15 protein-coding genes are annotated in these 14718 nt (G+C 57.9%); 6 read left to right on the forward strand and 9 right to left on the reverse strand.

Translation table 11 applies throughout. The features are described from left to right. Positions 1 to 15: 15 nt before the first annotated feature. Positions 16 to 948, forward strand: coding sequence for a glyoxylate/hydroxypyruvate reductase A (locus Q1B13_RS12765; RefSeq protein ID WP_299080828.1), 933 nt, complete (start codon positions 16 to 18; stop codon positions 946 to 948). A 13-nt stretch (positions 949 to 961) separates the two neighbouring features. Here Q1B13_RS12765 and Q1B13_RS12770 read toward each other — a convergent pair whose 3' ends face one another. From Q1B13_RS12770 to Q1B13_RS12795, 6 genes are all read right to left on the reverse strand, one after another. Then, on the reverse strand, positions 962 to 2977 hold the full coding sequence (locus tag Q1B13_RS12770) for a M3 family metallopeptidase (RefSeq protein WP_299080825.1): 2016 nt from the start codon (positions 2975 to 2977) through the stop codon (positions 962 to 964). A gap of 62 nt (positions 2978 to 3039) precedes the next feature. Then, positions 3040 to 4089 carry a molybdopterin-synthase adenylyltransferase MoeB gene (locus Q1B13_RS12775; RefSeq protein WP_299080822.1) on the reverse strand — a complete coding sequence of 350 codons (1050 nt, stop codon included), beginning with the start codon at positions 4087 to 4089 and terminating at the stop codon, positions 3040 to 3042. Then, positions 4089 to 4544, reverse strand: a complete 456-nt coding sequence (dut, locus tag Q1B13_RS12780) for a dUTP diphosphatase (protein WP_299080820.1) — start codon at positions 4542 to 4544, stop codon at positions 4089 to 4091. The genes Q1B13_RS12775 and dut overlap by 1 nt, the downstream gene beginning before the upstream one ends. A gap of 31 nt (positions 4545 to 4575) precedes the next feature. Beyond that, positions 4576 to 5772 carry a bifunctional phosphopantothenoylcysteine decarboxylase/phosphopantothenate--cysteine ligase CoaBC gene (coaBC, locus tag Q1B13_RS12785; RefSeq protein ID WP_299080816.1) on the reverse strand — a complete coding sequence of 399 codons (1197 nt, stop codon included), beginning with the start codon at positions 5770 to 5772 and terminating at the stop codon, positions 4576 to 4578. Between the two features lie 63 nt (positions 5773 to 5835). Further along, positions 5836 to 6660, reverse strand: coding sequence for a ChaN family lipoprotein (locus Q1B13_RS12790; protein ID WP_299080813.1), 825 nt, complete (start codon positions 6658 to 6660; stop codon positions 5836 to 5838). Then, the gene (locus Q1B13_RS12795; RefSeq protein WP_298935273.1) at positions 6657 to 7535 is read right to left on the reverse strand and encodes an RNA polymerase factor sigma-32; all 879 of its coding nucleotides are present in this window, start codon (positions 7533 to 7535) and stop codon (positions 6657 to 6659) included. The genes Q1B13_RS12790 and Q1B13_RS12795 overlap by 4 nt, the downstream gene beginning before the upstream one ends. Positions 7536 to 7635: 100 nt before the next feature. Between Q1B13_RS12795 and cobU the strand changes: the two genes are divergently transcribed. Genes cobU through Q1B13_RS12815 form a run of 4 tightly spaced genes read left to right on the forward strand, consistent with a single transcriptional unit; the run spans position 7636 to position 11237 of the window. Beyond that, positions 7636 to 8157, forward strand: coding sequence for a bifunctional adenosylcobinamide kinase/adenosylcobinamide-phosphate guanylyltransferase (gene cobU, locus Q1B13_RS12800; protein WP_299080810.1), 522 nt, complete (start codon positions 7636 to 7638; stop codon positions 8155 to 8157). Next, positions 8154 to 8732 (forward strand): histidine phosphatase family protein, encoded by a 579-nt coding sequence (locus tag Q1B13_RS12805; protein WP_299080807.1) that lies wholly within the window; start codon positions 8154 to 8156, stop codon positions 8730 to 8732. The genes cobU and Q1B13_RS12805 overlap by 4 nt, the downstream gene beginning before the upstream one ends. Positions 8733 to 8790: 58 nt before the next feature. Then, a complete protein-coding gene (locus Q1B13_RS12810) occupies positions 8791 to 9675 on the forward strand; it encodes a glutathione S-transferase (RefSeq protein ID WP_299080805.1) in 885 nt (294 codons plus the stop codon). A 47-nt stretch (positions 9676 to 9722) separates the two neighbouring features. After that, entirely contained in the window at positions 9723 to 11237 is a 1515-nt protein-coding gene (locus Q1B13_RS12815; protein ID WP_299080802.1) for a YifB family Mg chelatase-like AAA ATPase, read from the forward strand. Here Q1B13_RS12815 and gshB read toward each other — a convergent pair. The 3 genes from gshB to rsmI form a co-directional block, all read right to left on the reverse strand. Further along, on the reverse strand, positions 11234 to 12166 hold the full coding sequence (gene gshB / locus Q1B13_RS12820; protein ID WP_299080799.1) for a glutathione synthase: 933 nt from the start codon (positions 12164 to 12166) through the stop codon (positions 11234 to 11236). The two genes, Q1B13_RS12815 and gshB, sit on opposite strands and share 4 nt — an antisense overlap. 61 nt (positions 12167 to 12227) lie before the next feature. Continuing rightward, entirely contained in the window at positions 12228 to 12599 is a 372-nt protein-coding gene (locus tag Q1B13_RS12825; protein ID WP_298935278.1) for a YraN family protein, read from the reverse strand. A 1-nt stretch (position 12600) separates the two neighbouring features. Further along, positions 12601 to 13458 carry a 16S rRNA (cytidine(1402)-2'-O)-methyltransferase gene (gene rsmI / locus Q1B13_RS12830; protein WP_299080796.1) on the reverse strand — a complete coding sequence of 286 codons (858 nt, stop codon included), beginning with the start codon at positions 13456 to 13458 and terminating at the stop codon, positions 12601 to 12603. 88 nt (positions 13459 to 13546) lie between these two features. On the opposite strand from rsmI, the gene Q1B13_RS12835 reads away from it, so the two are divergent. Beyond that, positions 13547 to 14707 (forward strand): penicillin-binding protein activator, encoded by a 1161-nt coding sequence (locus Q1B13_RS12835; RefSeq protein ID WP_299080793.1) that lies wholly within the window; start codon positions 13547 to 13549, stop codon positions 14705 to 14707. The last annotated feature ends 11 nt before the right edge of the window (positions 14708 to 14718 follow it).

A 14718-nucleotide genomic window follows, 5' to 3' on the forward strand; every position in this document is an offset into this window, starting at 1 on the left:
TCTGAAAGGCCCTCAATGCCCGTGAACGTTCTGTTTTCCGCGCGCCCAGCCCTTTGGCCCGTGTACGAACCGCTGTTGACCAAAGGTCTGAATGATGCCGGACTGGACTTTGAACTGTCGACCGAGTTTGAGCCGGATCAGGTGGATTATGTTGTCTATGCCCCGAACGGCGGTCTACAGGATTTCACACCGCTGACGCGCCTCAAGGCGGTACTCAGCCTTTGGGCGGGAGTCGAGGCCATTGCTGGCAATGAAACGCTGACCGTTCCATTGGCGCGCATGGTGGATCACGGGTTAACCCAGGGCATGACCGAGTGGGTCGTTGGCCATGTTCTGCGCTACCACCTTGGGATGGACAATCACATCACCGTTCAGGATGGTACCTGGACCCCGGACGCGCCACCTTTGGCCACCGAGCGCTGCGTTTGCGTGCTGGGTTTGGGTGCATTGGGCCAGGCTGCCGTCCAATCCCTGGCCGCCTTGAACTTTCAGGTCATCGGGTGGAGCCGAACCCCCAAGGACATTCCCGGCGTGACATGCCTGCATGGAGCAGACGGGCTGAAATCCGCACTGTCTCAAGCCGTAATTGTCGTGCTGTTGCTGCCTGACACACCAGCGACGGAAAACACGATGAATGCTGAAACCTTGGCTTTACTTCCCGAGGGCGCGCAGATCATCAACCCGGGGCGCGGCCCGCTTATCGATGATGACGCCCTGCTCATGGCTTTGAACTCGGGTCAGATTGGCCATGTGACGCTGGATGTGTTCCGGGTAGAACCGTTACCGCCCGAGCACCCGTATTGGGCACATCCCAACGTGACCGTCACGCCGCATATCGCGTCGGAAACGCGTCCTTTCACCGCCGCACAGGTGATTTGCGAGAACATTCGCAGGGGTGAATCAGGCGAGCCGTTTCTGCATCTGGTGGACCGCCAGCTGGGATACTGACGGCCTGGTTTGCTTACGCCGCGATCAGCCCGCGCCCTTTGAGCAGTGCCTCTACGCCGGGCAACCGGCCACGGAATGCGAGATACAAGTCTTCTGCCTCACGCGATCCGCCCGTCGAGAGAATGCTCTCCTCAAGCGCCTTGGCACGTTCCGGATCAAAGGCGCCTCCGGCCTCTTCAAACGCCGCGAAAGCATCCGCATCCATAACTTCGGACCACATATAGCTATAGTACCCTGAACTATAGCCATCACCTGCAAAGACATGGGCGAAATGCGGCGTCGCATGGCGCATACCGATCGCCTGCGGCATCCCGATTTCAGCAAGAACCTCAGTTTGCTTCGCCATTGGGTCCGCTGGCGCGTCGCCCTCGTGAAACGCCAGATCAACCAAGGCCGAAGCAACGTATTCCACAGTCTGGAATCCTTGATCGAAATTCGCGGCTTTCAGAACCTTATCCAGCATCTCTTGCGGCATCGGCTCGCCGGTTTCCGCATGGGTTGCGAATTCGGCCAGAACTTCAGGCACTTCAAGCCAGTGCTCGTAAAGCTGGCTGGGCAGTTCAACAAAATCGCGCGCAACACTTGTGCCCGAGATGCTTTCATAGGTCACGTTGGACAACATCTGGTGTAAGGCGTGGCCGAATTCGTGAAACAGCGTGCGCGCATCATCATAAGACAGCAGCGCAGGGTCGCCCTTGGCGAAGTTGCAGACGTTGATGACGACGGAGGCTTGTTCCTTTGGAAACTTCGCTTGTGCCCGCATCGCACTGCACCAAGCACCAGACCGCTTTGAGCCACGCGCAAAGTAATCCCCAATGAACACCGCAACATGACGCCCGTTCCGAGTCACCTCCCATGCGCGACAATCCGAGTGATAGAGTGGCACATCCAGCGGTGCAAACTCCAAACCAAACAAACGGTTAGCGCAGGCAAAAGAGGCCTCGATCATCCTATCGAGTTGCAGGTAGGGTTTCAAAACCGCTTCATCCAAATCGTGCTCGGCCTTCCGGCGTTTCTCTGCATAGTATCGCCAGTCCCATGCTTCGAGCGGGCCATTGATGCCATCATCCTGCATCATCTGTGTCAAAAGAGCTGCATCCGCATCTGCACGGGATTTGGCAGGCCCCCACACCTGCATCAACAGATCGCGAACCCGATCAGGCGAGCGGGCCATTTCAGTTTCAAGCTTGTATTCGGCAAAACTCTCGTAACCCAACAGCTTCGCCCGTTCCTGACGCAATGCCAGGATTTCCGCGGCAATGGCGCGGTTGTCCGTCTCTCCACCATTTGCACCGCGCGCAGCCCAGGCGCGATAGGCCTTTTCCCGCAGGTCGCGACGTGGTGAAAATTGCAGGAAAGGTACAATCAACGACCGCGAAAGTGTGACGACTGCCCCGTCCGCCCCTTTTTCCTGACCCGCAGACCGTGCCGCGTCGGTGACGAAATCCGGTAAACCCTGCAGATCATCTTCGGACAAATCCATGTACCAATCACGCTCATCCGCCAACAGGTTTTGCGTGAAGGACGTACCCAGCGACGCAAGGCGCGACTTGATATCCTGCATCCTGGCATCGTCATCGCCTTGCAATGCGGCACCCGCGCGGACAAATCCCCGGTGGGTCAACATCAGGACACGGGCCTGCTCATCGCTCAACTCTAGTTCATCCCGCTGGTCCCACAAATCCGCAACCCGCTGAAACAGCGCTTTGTTCGAAGAAATGCCTGAAAAATGCGCCGACAGTTTCGGTGAAAACGCGCGCTGCAATTCTTCGCGCTTCGCGTTGCTGTCTGCACCGGCGATGGTGAAAAAGACCGACAGAACCTTGTCCAATTGCTCGCCGGCGGCCTCAAGCGCTTCGACGGTATTGGCGAAGGTGGGCGGCTGCGGGTTCTCAGCAATCGTATCGATCTGCGCGTTATGCGCCTGCATCGCCTGATCCAGTGCAGGGGCGAAATCATCATCCGAAATGTCGGCAAATGGGGCAATTTCGAAGGGCGTGGTCCAGTCGGACAGGATCGGGTTGGTCATTCGGATCTCCTTTGACCCTATAGCTATGCAGGCTTGATCCGATGATCCAGTGTGATCCGCAGTTATTCCGCCCCGGTGCCACAAATTGGGCAATCGGCGCGGCGCGACAACGTAATCTTTCGGCTTTCACCGTATAGCGCATCATAAATAAGCATCTCACCCCGCAAGGCCATACCTGCGCCCGTGATCACCTTGATCGCCTCAACCGCCATCATCGACCCCACCACACCGGGCAGCGGTCCAATCACGCCCGCCTCGGCGCAGGAGGGTGCTAGACCTTCGGCGGGGGCTTCTGGAAAGATGCACTGATAACAAGGGGCACCGTTAGCCGGATCAAAGACACTCAGTTGCCCTTCCCATTGCGACAACGCCCCTGAGATCAACGGCTTTCTCGCTGCCACCGCAGTTCTGTTCGCCAGATAGCGCGTTTCGAAATTGTCGGTGCCGTCGAGGATCAGATCAAAGTCAGCAAATAGATCCGCCGCGATCTCTTCGCCAAGACGACGATGATACGGCAAGACCACGACATTTGGGTTTTGTGCTTCCATCGCCTGCTGCGCGGAAAACACCTTGGGCATTCCGATATTGCCATCGCGATGGATCACCTGCCGCTGCAGATTGGCATTTTCGACCACGTCATCATCAATCACCCCAATCGTACCGACACCACCGGCAGCAAGGTACTGAAGCGCCGGTGCCCCCAGCCCGCCCGCGCCGATCACAAGCACTCGCGCTTTTTTGAGTCTTTTCTGACCCGGCCCGCCCAATTCGCGAAGCACGATGTGACGGGCATAGCGGTTCAATTCGGTTTCGGTAAAGCGGTCAGACGGTGGGTCTGGTTTCTGGGTCGAAGTCTGATCGGCACGCTTCCGCAGCGCCTTCAATCCACGACTGTACAACACAACCAAAACTACAAACCCTGCCAGTATCAGCCACAAGGCGGCAGACCCACCTGTTGCTTCACGCAAGGGATGCCCGTCCGGCAGGATCAATTGGGCCAAAATGACCCCGCCCAACAGAACGGCAACCGACAACATGCGAGCAGCGCGAGACACACCAGCGATATACCCGATGCCCCACAATCCGGCGGCAAGGATCAGAACCAGAAGCATCAGCCGCGACCGGTGGAGCCGAAACCACCCGCTCCGCGCTCGGTCTCACCCAAGGTGTCAGCCAACTCGAAAGCCGCCTGCACGACCGGGGCCACCACAAGCTGAGCGATGCGTTCGCCATGGGTCACTTCAAATCGCTCCTCGCCCGCATTCATCAGTATAACCCCCAATGGCCCGCGATAATCGCTGTCGATGGTGCCCGGAGTATTCGGCAGTGTGATGCCATGTTTCAGCGCCAGGCCCGAGCGTGGCCGGATCTGAACTTCGTACCCCAAGGGGATCTCGATCCGCAGACCGGTGGGCACCAAAGCGCGCTGACCGGGCTCCAACACAAGTGATACGCCATTTGGCAAGTTGGCACGCACATCTGCACCGGCCGCACCGGGCGTTTCATACGCGGGCAAAGCCACCCTTGCGTCAGCGCCCACTTCGCGGATCACACGAATTGTGACCATATCTCTACCTCTTCTTTCAGGGCTTAAAGCTTCACCCGGCCAGAGCCTCGGCAATTTTCTGCGCCAGGCGGTCAGCCACGGCGTCTTTGTCCATGCGCGGCCATTCTTCAGCGCCAGAGTTGGAAATCAGGACAACAGCATTCTCGGACCCGCCCATGATACCAGTGGCAGGGCTGACATCGTTGGCTACGATCCAATCGCACCCTTTTCGATCCCGTTTGGCAGTTGCATTTTCAAGAACGTCGTTTGTCTCGGCGGCAAATCCGACCACCAGCGCCGGACGCCCTTGTTCCATATGCGAGACGCGTTTCAGGATGTCGGGGTTTTCGGAAAACGCCAGCGATGGCAGCCCATCCCGACTTTTCTTCAGTTTGCGATCCGACGCACCGGCCACACGCCAATCCGCGACGGCTGCTGCAAAAACACCCGCATCGACCGGCAATGCTGCATCGACGGCATTCGACATTTGTTGCGCAGTTTCGACATGTACAACCTGAACGCCTTGGGGCGGCGGCACATCGGCCGGGCCAGTGACGAACACCACCTCGGCGCCCAATGCAGACAGCGCACGGGCCAATGCTGTACCCTGTGCCCCTGATGACCGATTGGCAATATAGCGCACCGGATCGATCGGTTCGTGTGTCGGACCGGACGTGACGAGAATTCGTTTTCCCTTTAGCGGACCATCCGCAAGCTGCGCTTCGATCGCGGCAACAATCTCCAATGGTTCCGACATTCGACCCGGGCCATACTCGCCACAGGCCATATCACCCTCATTGGGGCCGACAAACCGCACGCCATCTCCCTGCAACTGTTCCAGATTGCGCTGAGTCGCCGGATGGTCCCACATGCGCACATTCATCGCTGGAGCACATAAAACAGGCGTGTCCGTTGCCATCAGCAAGGTTGAGGACAGATCATTCGCCAGCCCACCGGCCATTTTGCCCATCATGTCTGCAGTAGCCGGGGCAACGACGATCAGATCAGCGGAGCGAGACAATTGGATATGCCCCATCTCGGCCTCGTCCGTCAGATCAAAAAGAGCGCGATAAACCTTTTCGCCCGCTAGCGCCGACGCTGAGAGCGGTGTCACAAATTCTTCGGCAGCGCGAGTCAGAACCGGGGTAACTGTCGCCCCGCGCTCCTTGATCCGCCGGATCAGATCCAGCGATTTGTAGGCCGCGATCCCACCACCAATGATCAGCAGAATACGTTTGGATGCCAGCATGCTTAGCCCTTCCCGTCCCGGTCGGCCCCGACATTAGGCAACGCCACCGCGTAGTTCCAGCGGTTAATTCTGCGCCTCGAAGGCTTTGCAGGGGTCTTCGCGATCTACGCCAGGGCTGTCGATCACTGCGTCAAATGCGCCATCCACTATGCCATCCTCGGATTGACCTAGGGCAAAAACTTTCAAACCCGGCTGCAGACGCGACAGGAATGTCGGAATTCCTCGATCCTTGCGGGCGTGACCATTGCCTGTGATCACGGCAACCGGACCGTCAGTTTCATCCATCGCCCGTAAGATTGCACGCGCCAAAACGGCGTCTCGCAACCGCTGAATGGCGACCATCTGCGGCAGTGATTCGACCGGTATGGCGTTGCAATGGGCAGCTAGTTGATCGGCTTCGCGTGCTGCCTGATCCTCCGGTGATAAGGAAACGGTCAGCCCATAGCGTGCTGCGTCAGCGCCCAGCGCGGTGGCTGCACCACGCTGCATCGCTGCCCGGGCCGCGCTGCGCGGCACCATGGCGCCATAGACTGGGGCGTTCGACGCCTGAAATACGGGATAATACATGCTTAGCGGTGGCCAACCCGTTTCAGCCCACTGCAGAATACGGCCCAGTTCTTCCGGATTGGACGCAGCCGTTTGTGCAAGGCGCTGAGCGCCTTCTTCCGTCACCATTTCCCAGACAACAGCCGAGGGCGCAATGGCGTCGATCGCCTCGGTTTGCACCAGATGATGCTGGGGGTTGTCATGAACCTCGCCCAAGATGACAACGTCAGCGGATTGCATCGACGCAAGTGTATCTTCGGGGATCAAGTCTTGGGTCAGGCCCGGGCGCGCCATCGCTACCGTAACCGCAACTGAACACACCAGAATCGCAAGTTGTTTCATGCGATGAAGTGTTGCACCTCACGCGATTGCGCTTCAAGGTTCTTGCGCATTTTTCCAAAGGCCGCGGCCTCTAACTGGCGCACGCGTTCCTTGGACAACCCTAGCTCATTTCCCAGGCTCTCAAGGGTTCGTGCGGGTTCGCGCAGCTTGCGTTCGCGCACGATAAATCTTTCGCGGTCGTTGAGCGATTTCATCGCCGTCAGAAGCCATTCGCGCAGTTGTTCCGTGTCGTGATTAAACTCGACCTCTTCGGCGGCCTGCGTGCGTTCGTCTTCAAGCGCATCTATCCACTCGCGCCCGTCCTCATCCGACGATTGCACTGCATTTAGTGAGAAGTCTGAGCCAGACAGACGCCCTTCCATCATTTCGACATCGCGCAAGGGCACCCCAATCTCGGTCGCGATCATCTGATGCAACTGATGGCGATCCAGTTCCTGACCTTCGGTTGCTGCCTCGCGCTCCAGACGAGCCTGCACGCGGCGCATATTGAAAAACAAAGATTTTTGCGACGATGTCGATCCGGTCCGCACCATCGACCAGTTGCGCATGACGTAATCTTGAATACTGGCTTTGATCCACCAGACCGCATATGTCGAAAACCGCACACCGCGATCCGGGTCAAACTTGTCGGCCGCTTTCATCAACCCGAGACCGGCCTCCTGGATCAGGTCGTTCATTGGCGCGCCATATCGCTTGAATTTGGCCGCCATAGAAATAGCCAACCGCATGTAAGCCGTTATCAGACGATGCAAGGCCTGCTCATCCCGGTCGTCGCGCCAGGCATAAGCCAGCCGTAGCTCGGTCTCTGCATCCAGCAGCTCGGCCTTCATCGCTTGCCGCGACATCGAAAAATCGGACGCGTAGTCAAGTGCCATGAAACTCTCCCCTTTTCGCAGGCGCGGGCCGGGCTTGCCTTGCCGACCTATGGTCGATACGCAGAGCAAAACCAGGTGGATCACCCGAAAGGTAAGAATTATGAATCCCGATTTAACCTTTGTGCTTGGAGGGGCCGCATCCGGTAAGTCGGCTTTTGCCGAGCAACTGGTTGTTTCATCTGGAAAAAACCGCGTTTATCTTGCCACTTCACAAGTGTTTGATGACGAGATGCAAACGAAGATCGAGCGCCATGTGTCGCAGCGCGGCGCTGGCTGGCACACGGTCGAAGCGCCCTTTGATCTCGCACCGGTTCTGGCTGATCTAGACCCTGACCAGATTTGCCTGATCGACTGCGCCACCATGTGGCTTAGCAATCACCTGTTGGCCAAGCGCGATCTAAATCAGGAACAATCCGCACTGCTTGCGGCGTTGCGAACGTGCCGGGCGCAAGCCGTTATCGTCTCAAATGAAGTGGGCTATGGGATTGTTCCGGAAAACGCGCTCGCCCGGCAGTTCCGCGAGGCGCAAGGCCGGTTGAACATTGCACTGGCAGCGCAGGCCAATCTGGTCGTTCAGGTGACCGCTGGCTTGCCCCTGGTTTTGAAGGGCACCTTGCCATGACGCGCTTGCATCTGGTCCGACACGGTCCAACCCATGCCAAGACCATGGTGGGTTGGTCCGACCTTCCGGCTGATCTGAGCGATCATGCCGCCCTTGCAAGGCTGCAAAGCCACCTGCCGGAGGATGCTATCATTGTATCTTCGGACCTGTCGCGGGCGATTGATACAGCGACCGCGATACAAGGGGCACGCCACCGCCTACCGAACGACCCGGATCTACGTGAAATCAACTTTGGCAGTTGGGAGTTGCGCGGGTTCGCCGAAATCGAGGAAGAAGACCCCGACCGCGCTTTTGCCTATTGGGACAATCCCGGTGACGTGCGCCCACCGCAGGGCGAAAGCTGGAACGAAGTCCGCGCACGGGTTGATGCTGCGGTAGACGCATTGATGGCCCGCTACGCTGGCGCCGATCTGGTAGTCGTTGCCCATTTCGGAGTGATCCTGACTCAGGTTCAGCGCGCCATGAGTCTTGAGGCGCAGCAAGCATTCTCTCATCGGATCGACAACCTTTCGGTCACCGATATTGCGTATGACGGTATCATTTGGACCATGGGCACAATCAATCATCTGCCGTGATGATGCAGCGCACAAATCACTGATTTACTGATATGTGAGCATACGCCATCGTCGGCTCATGACTTACGACTTATTCATTGGCGACCGATTGTTTTCCAGTTGGTCCTTGCGCGGCTGGTTGATGCTGGAAAAGTTCAGCCTGCCCCATCGCACGCATATGGTTGGCTTGTATTCTGGGACCATGGCAAAAGAAATGGAGCCGCTTGCACCGGCCCGGTTGGTTCCGGCGTTGCGTTTACCAGAAGGCGAGGTCGTGGGCGAAAGCCTTGCCATGGCCGAGACCTTGGCCGAACGCCACCCCGAAGCGGGGTTGTGGCCGAAAGACCCCATTGCCCGTGCAACTGCGCGATGGCTATGTGCCGAGATGGTCGCCGGGTTCAACGCCCTACGCGGCGAGTGCCCCATGCAACTGCTTCACGCGTGGCAAGGCTTCACTCCCTCTGCAGAGAATTTGGCTGATGTGTCCCGCATCGAGGCACTATGGGCCCATGCACGACAGGTATCTGGCGCGACCTCGGGTCCACTTTTCGGAACTTATTCATTGGCGGATGTGTTTTATACGCCGGTGGCCGCGCGCATTATCGGTTATAGCCTGCCTGTTTCCGCCCCCAACCATGCGTATTGTTTGGAGCTGCTGTCCGACATCCCGGTCAGGCAATGGCGTGCGATGGGCATCACAATCCAATACGATCCGTTTCCCTATCCACAAAACCTGACCTCTGACGTCTGGCCTGTTGGAGGCACTTCCACTGCTAACCCAATCGATAATGGCCCATCAATAAATACGGCATGCCCATATTCAGGCGATCCGGTGACTGACTTTCTGGAAATGGACGGTCAGTGCTGGGGTTTCTGCAACGCGTTTTGCCGCGACAAAACCGTGGCGGATCCAGAAGCCTGGCCAAAATTCACCGCCATGATCGACTCCGTTAACGATTCTTAAACTGCAGCCATGGCAGCAACGTCCTGTTAACCAAGAACAGGATTGCCATGGTTGCCCGCGCCCATACTGTTGCCTTCCAAGGGGTTGATGCCCGACCGGTCGAGGTGCAATGCGCCGTGTCACCCGGCCTGCCTGCATTTTCCATTGTAGGCCTGCCTGACAAGGCAGTGTCCGAAGCGCGCGACCGTGTCCGAAGCGCACTCAGCGCAATGGCGATTGCGTTGCCGTCTAAACGGATCACGATCAACCTGTCGCCAGCTGACCTGCCAAAAGAGGGCAGTCATTTCGACTTGCCAATCGCTGTGGCCCTGTTGTCAGCCCTCGAGATCATTCCGGCCGATGCCGCAGAAGGTGCAGTGGCATTGGGAGAGTTGTCGCTTGACGGATCACTTGTGCCTGTGGTCGGTGCTTTGCCTGCGGCCATGACGGCGGCCTCAGACGATCGGACGTTGCTGTGCCCGCGCGCGTCCAGTGCCGAGGCGGCCTGGGTCGACGCGACGCAAGTGATCGGGGCAGACTCGTTGGGAGATGTCGTGCGCCATTTCTCGGGCCAATCGCCACTGCCAGCAGCCCAACCCGGCGAGGTCAACCTGACACCCAGCGCCCGCGATTTGCGCGACGTGAAAGGTCAGGAACGTGCGAAACGGGCTTTGGAAATCGCGGCGGCCGGGCGACATCATCTGATCATGATCGGCACACCCGGGTCAGGTAAGTCCATGTTGGCGGCCCGTCTGCCAGGGATTTTGCCGCCACTAACTGCGGTAGAAGCCCTTGAAACCTCGATGATTCAATCGCTTTGTGGCTTGTTGGACGAAGGTGGCATCAACCGCGCGCGTCCCTTCCGGGAACCCCACCATACCGCATCTATCGCCGCAATCGTCGGGGGCGGGAAAGGGGCAAAACCGGGTGAGATTTCGCTGGCCCATAATGGCGTTCTCTTCATGGACGAATTCCCCGAGTTTCCACGAACGGTTCTGGAAACCCTAAGACAACCTGTCGAAACTGGCGAAGTCATGGTGGCCCGCGCAAATGCGCATGTAAAATATCCTTGTCGTTTCATGCTGGTCGCGGCGGCCAACCCCTGCAAATGCGGATATCTGACCGACCCGTCACGGGCGTGTTCGCGCGCTCCAGAATGTGGTGAGGATTATTTGAATCGCATTTCGGGCCCACTTATGGACCGGTTCGATATTCGGATTGAAGTGCCACCCGTCGGGTTTACCGACCTCGACCTGCCGCCGTCGGGCGACAGTTCCGGCACCGTTGCCGCACGTGTAGAGCAGGCCCGTTCAATTCAGGCCATCCGATTCAGTGACACACCATCGATCCGCCAAAACGCGGATATCGAGGGTGCGTTGTTGGAGGAGATTGCCTCACCAGACACCGAAGGAAAGGAACTGCTTTTGAAAGCGGCTGACCGGTTTGGCCTGTCGGCGCGCGCTTTTCACCGGATTTTGCGCGTCGCCCGCACCATTGCCGATCTGGAGGGCGCCCCGGACGTATTGAGACCCCATGTGGCCGAGGCGCTAAGCTTTCGTATCAGCGCCAAGGTTATAGCTTAAAGCTTGGCCTCTATGGCTTGCCAGATTCTCTCGGCAATGTTGTCACCGTTAAACCGTTCAAGCTCCTGAATGCCCGTGGGGGATGTCACGTTAATTTCGGTCAGGTAGTCACCGATAACATCGATACCGACAAACACCTGCCCTTTTTCTTTCAGAAGCGGGCCAATGGCCGCGCAAATCTCCATATCGCGATCCGTCAGACCGATCTTTTCCGGGCGCCCGCCAACATGCATGTTCGAGCGTGTCTCACCTTCCGCAGGGACACGGTTAATCGCGCCAACCGGTTCTCCATCAACAAGAATGACGCGTTTGTCACCATTACGAACATCCGGCAGGAATTTTTGCACGATCAAAGGCTCGCGCGAGAATCCGGTGAACAGTTCATGCAACGAGGTCAGATTGCGATCATTTGCATCCAATCTGAACACCCCTGCCCCGCCATTGCCATACAGCGGCTTGAGGATGACATCGCCGTGTTCTTCTTTGAACGCTTTGATCGTCTGCAGATCACGGGCAATCGTCGTTGGCGGCGTTAGATCCGGGAACTCAAGAACTAACAGTTTCTCGGGGTAGTTTCGCACCCAAAACGGGTCATTCACCACCAACGCCTGCCCTGTAAGCCGGTCCAGCAAATGCGTTGAAGTGATGTAGTGCATGTCGAAAGGTGGATCCTGTCGCAGCCAAACAACATCGAAATCGGCCAGATCCACTTCACGCTCGGGGCCCAGCACTGCAGGATCAGCCACTACGCGCTGAACTGTCATGTCATAACCACGTGCCGTAATGCGCCCTTGTTGATAGGCCAGTTGGTCAGGCCCATAAAAAAACAAGCTGTGTCCGCGCAGCTGCGCCTCTTCCGCCAATCGGAAAGAACTGTCGGCGTTGATATCCACGGCCCCGATCGGGTCCATTTGAAAGGCGATTTTCATGACGTGTCCTTCAGCTTCACGCCCGATACATGGCCCAGCACGTCGGGTGGTTCAATGGTGTTTACGCATAGCCAAAGGCGTTTTCGAGAATTTGAATTCCGCCAGACGCATCCACAAGCGCCGCATCGAAGCGGATATTCGTCAATTGTCCAGCCGGTTCATTCTCAAGAAACTGCGCTGCAGAGGTGCAAATACGTTTTGTCTGACGGGCGGTGATCCGAGCGGCCGCCATCTCGAAGCTTGCGCTTTTCTTGACCTCTACGAAAACCAAAACGTCCGCGCCACGCGCGATCAGGTCAATTTCACCGCCTGCCCCACGCCAACGGTGATGCGCGATTGTATAGCCGCGCCGCTCATAATCAGTTGCGACCTGAAGTTCAGCGGATTGCCCGGAATGGAAGGATACCGAACCGCGAACTGATCGCTTGACCATGTCATCCCTTTCCAAGTTTCAGCGCTTTTTGATAAATCGGACGCCGCGGCAAGTTGTACATTTCTGAAATCAAATCCGCTGCATCCCTGACCGAATGCGTTTCCAACGCTTTTTGCAAAGCCTCTTCTACATCAGACTCATTAACGCTTTGCGAACGGCTGCGGTCCACCAGCAGCACAACTTCTCCTTTGACGGTCTTGCCTTTGTAATCCTCCGCCAATTGGCCAAGTGTGGCCCGCCGAACTTCTTCGAATTTCTTAGTCAGTTCGCGGCACAGCGCGGCTTGACGGTCCGCGCCTAAAACATCTGCCAGATCGGACAAACTGCCTGCGATGCGCTTTGGCGATTCGTAAAACACAAGCGTCCCGGGGATATCACGCAGTGCCTCAATCCGAGCACGCCGTGCACCGGACGCGTTTGGCAGAAAACCCGCAAAAAAGAACGCATCTGTCGGCAGGCCTGCCAGCGTCAAGGCAGCCAAAACGGCGGACGGGCCGGGGGCACATGTTACCAGGTGACCGGCTTCCGCCGCCTGCTTGCCAAGATCGTATCCCGGATCAGCGATCAGTGGCATTCCGGCCTCGGACGCGTAAGCCACCGAGTGGCCCTGCGCCAGCGCTTCCATGATCTTGCCGCGCGCGCCAGTTCCGCTGTGATCGTGGTAGGCTTGGATCCGCCGCCCTTCCAGCGGCACACCATGGATTTCCATCAGGCGGCGCAAGCTGCGTGTATCCTCGGCGGCGATCACGTCGGCAGATGCCAGCGTGTCCAGCGCCCTGAGCGTAATATCGCGCGCAGTCCCGATCGGAGTGGCAACAAAGTACAGGCCCGCAGCCAATCTTACCTTTTGGAAATTCAAAGCTGGACCCTCACAGCGTGACGTTTATTATCGCGGCTCGATAGAACAGCAGCGCCTATAGCCGCCGGATCAGGGAGTTTTCATTTAGATGTTTACCGTTTGCAAGCCCGTACGCAAGCTGGCGAAAGCTGGCGCCGCCCTGGCCGTCGCAGCTTTTCTGGCCGCATGTGAACCGGGTGCCATTGGCGGTGGACCGTCGATTAACACCTCCAAACCTGTTCCCGTCGCACTGCTGGTTCCCCGATCCGGCGATGCCGCATTGGCGCAAAGCCTGGAAAACGCAGCGCGGCTGGCGATGTCGGATTTGCAAAACGTACAGATCGACCTGAGGGTTTATGACACGGCGGGCAACGCAGGCACCGCCTCGACGGTGGCGCAACAGGCGGTTGCGGATGGAGCCAAGATCATCATCGGTCCGGTTTACGCTCAGGCCGCAAATGCAGCTGGCCTGGCAGTCCTGAGCAGCAAGGTCAACGTGTTGTCCTTCTCGAATAACACCAGCATCGCTGGCGGTAATGTCTTTGTTCTGGGACCTACCTTTCAGAACACGGCCAATCGCCTGGTCAACTACGCCGGCAGCCAAGGCAAGACCGGGACCGTCATCGTACACAGCAATGATGCTGCCGGTCAGCAGGGTCGCGCGGCAATCGCCACGGCTCTGGGGGGCAGCCGGGTCAACAATGCCGGAACAGTCGGATACGACCGCTCACAGCAGGGCGTGATCAATTCGGTGCCGAACATCAAGTCGACCGTCGATTCAAGCGGCGCGGATTCGATTTTCCTGACCGCGACAACCGCCGGTGCGCTTCCACTTTATTCTCAGTTGCTGCCAGAGGCGGGCGTTTCGCCGTCGACCACGCAGTTCATCGGCCTGACCCGATGGGATATCCCGCCACAAACGCTGGAACTGCCCGGCGTTCAGGGCGGTTGGTTCGCTCTGCCTGACCCGTCCAAAGCGCAAAGCTATCGTCAGCGATACAACGCAACATATGGCGAGGCCCCTCATCCTATCAGCGGCCTGGCCTATGACGGAATCGCAGCCATTGGCGCTTTGGTCAGCCAAGGCAAATCTGATGCGCTGACCGGAGCAGCGCTGACGCAAAATGCCGGCTTCCAAGGAGTTGGTGGCATCTTCCGCCTGCGCCCGAATGGCACCAATGAACGCGGTCTGGCCGTCGCCACGATCCAGAACAAACAGGTGGTTGTGATTGACCCTGCCCCACAAAGCTTCTCTGGCGCCGGTTTCTGATCGGCCCAACA

This window comes from uncultured Ruegeria sp., assembly GCF_947489545.1.
Taxonomy (GTDB): Bacteria; Pseudomonadota; Alphaproteobacteria; order Rhodobacterales; family Rhodobacteraceae; genus Ruegeria.

Coding starts and splice junctions, on each gene's coding strand:
- cobU (WP_299080810.1), top strand. CDS start 7,636: ATGAATCCCGATTTAACCTTTGTGCTTGGAGGGGCCGCATCCGGTAAG.
- Q1B13_RS12765 (WP_299080828.1), top strand. CDS start 16: ATGCCCGTGAACGTTCTGTTTTCCGCGCGCCCAGCCCTTTGGCCCGTG.
- Q1B13_RS12835 (WP_299080793.1), top strand. CDS start 13,547: ATGTTTACCGTTTGCAAGCCCGTACGCAAGCTGGCGAAAGCTGGCGCC.
- Q1B13_RS12825 (WP_298935278.1), bottom strand. CDS start 12,599: ATGGTCAAGCGATCAGTTCGCGGTTCGGTATCCTTCCATTCCGGGCAA.
- Q1B13_RS12795 (WP_298935273.1), bottom strand. CDS start 7,535: ATGGCACTTGACTACGCGTCCGATTTTTCGATGTCGCGGCAAGCGATG.
- Q1B13_RS12770 (WP_299080825.1), bottom strand. CDS start 2,977: ATGACCAACCCGATCCTGTCCGACTGGACCACGCCCTTCGAAATTGCC.
- coaBC (WP_299080816.1), bottom strand. CDS start 5,772: ATGCTGGCATCCAAACGTATTCTGCTGATCATTGGTGGTGGGATCGCG.
- Q1B13_RS12775 (WP_299080822.1), bottom strand. CDS start 4,089: ATGCTTCTGGTTCTGATCCTTGCCGCCGGATTGTGGGGCATCGGGTAT.
- Q1B13_RS12815 (WP_299080802.1), top strand. CDS start 9,723: ATGGTTGCCCGCGCCCATACTGTTGCCTTCCAAGGGGTTGATGCCCGA.
- Q1B13_RS12790 (WP_299080813.1), bottom strand. CDS start 6,660: ATGAAACAACTTGCGATTCTGGTGTGTTCAGTTGCGGTTACGGTAGCG.
- gshB (WP_299080799.1), bottom strand. CDS start 12,166: ATGAAAATCGCCTTTCAAATGGACCCGATCGGGGCCGTGGATATCAAC.
- Q1B13_RS12810 (WP_299080805.1), top strand. CDS start 8,791: ATGACTTACGACTTATTCATTGGCGACCGATTGTTTTCCAGTTGGTCC.
- dut (WP_299080820.1), bottom strand. CDS start 4,544: ATGGTCACAATTCGTGTGATCCGCGAAGTGGGCGCTGACGCAAGGGTG.
- Q1B13_RS12805 (WP_299080807.1), top strand. CDS start 8,154: ATGACGCGCTTGCATCTGGTCCGACACGGTCCAACCCATGCCAAGACC.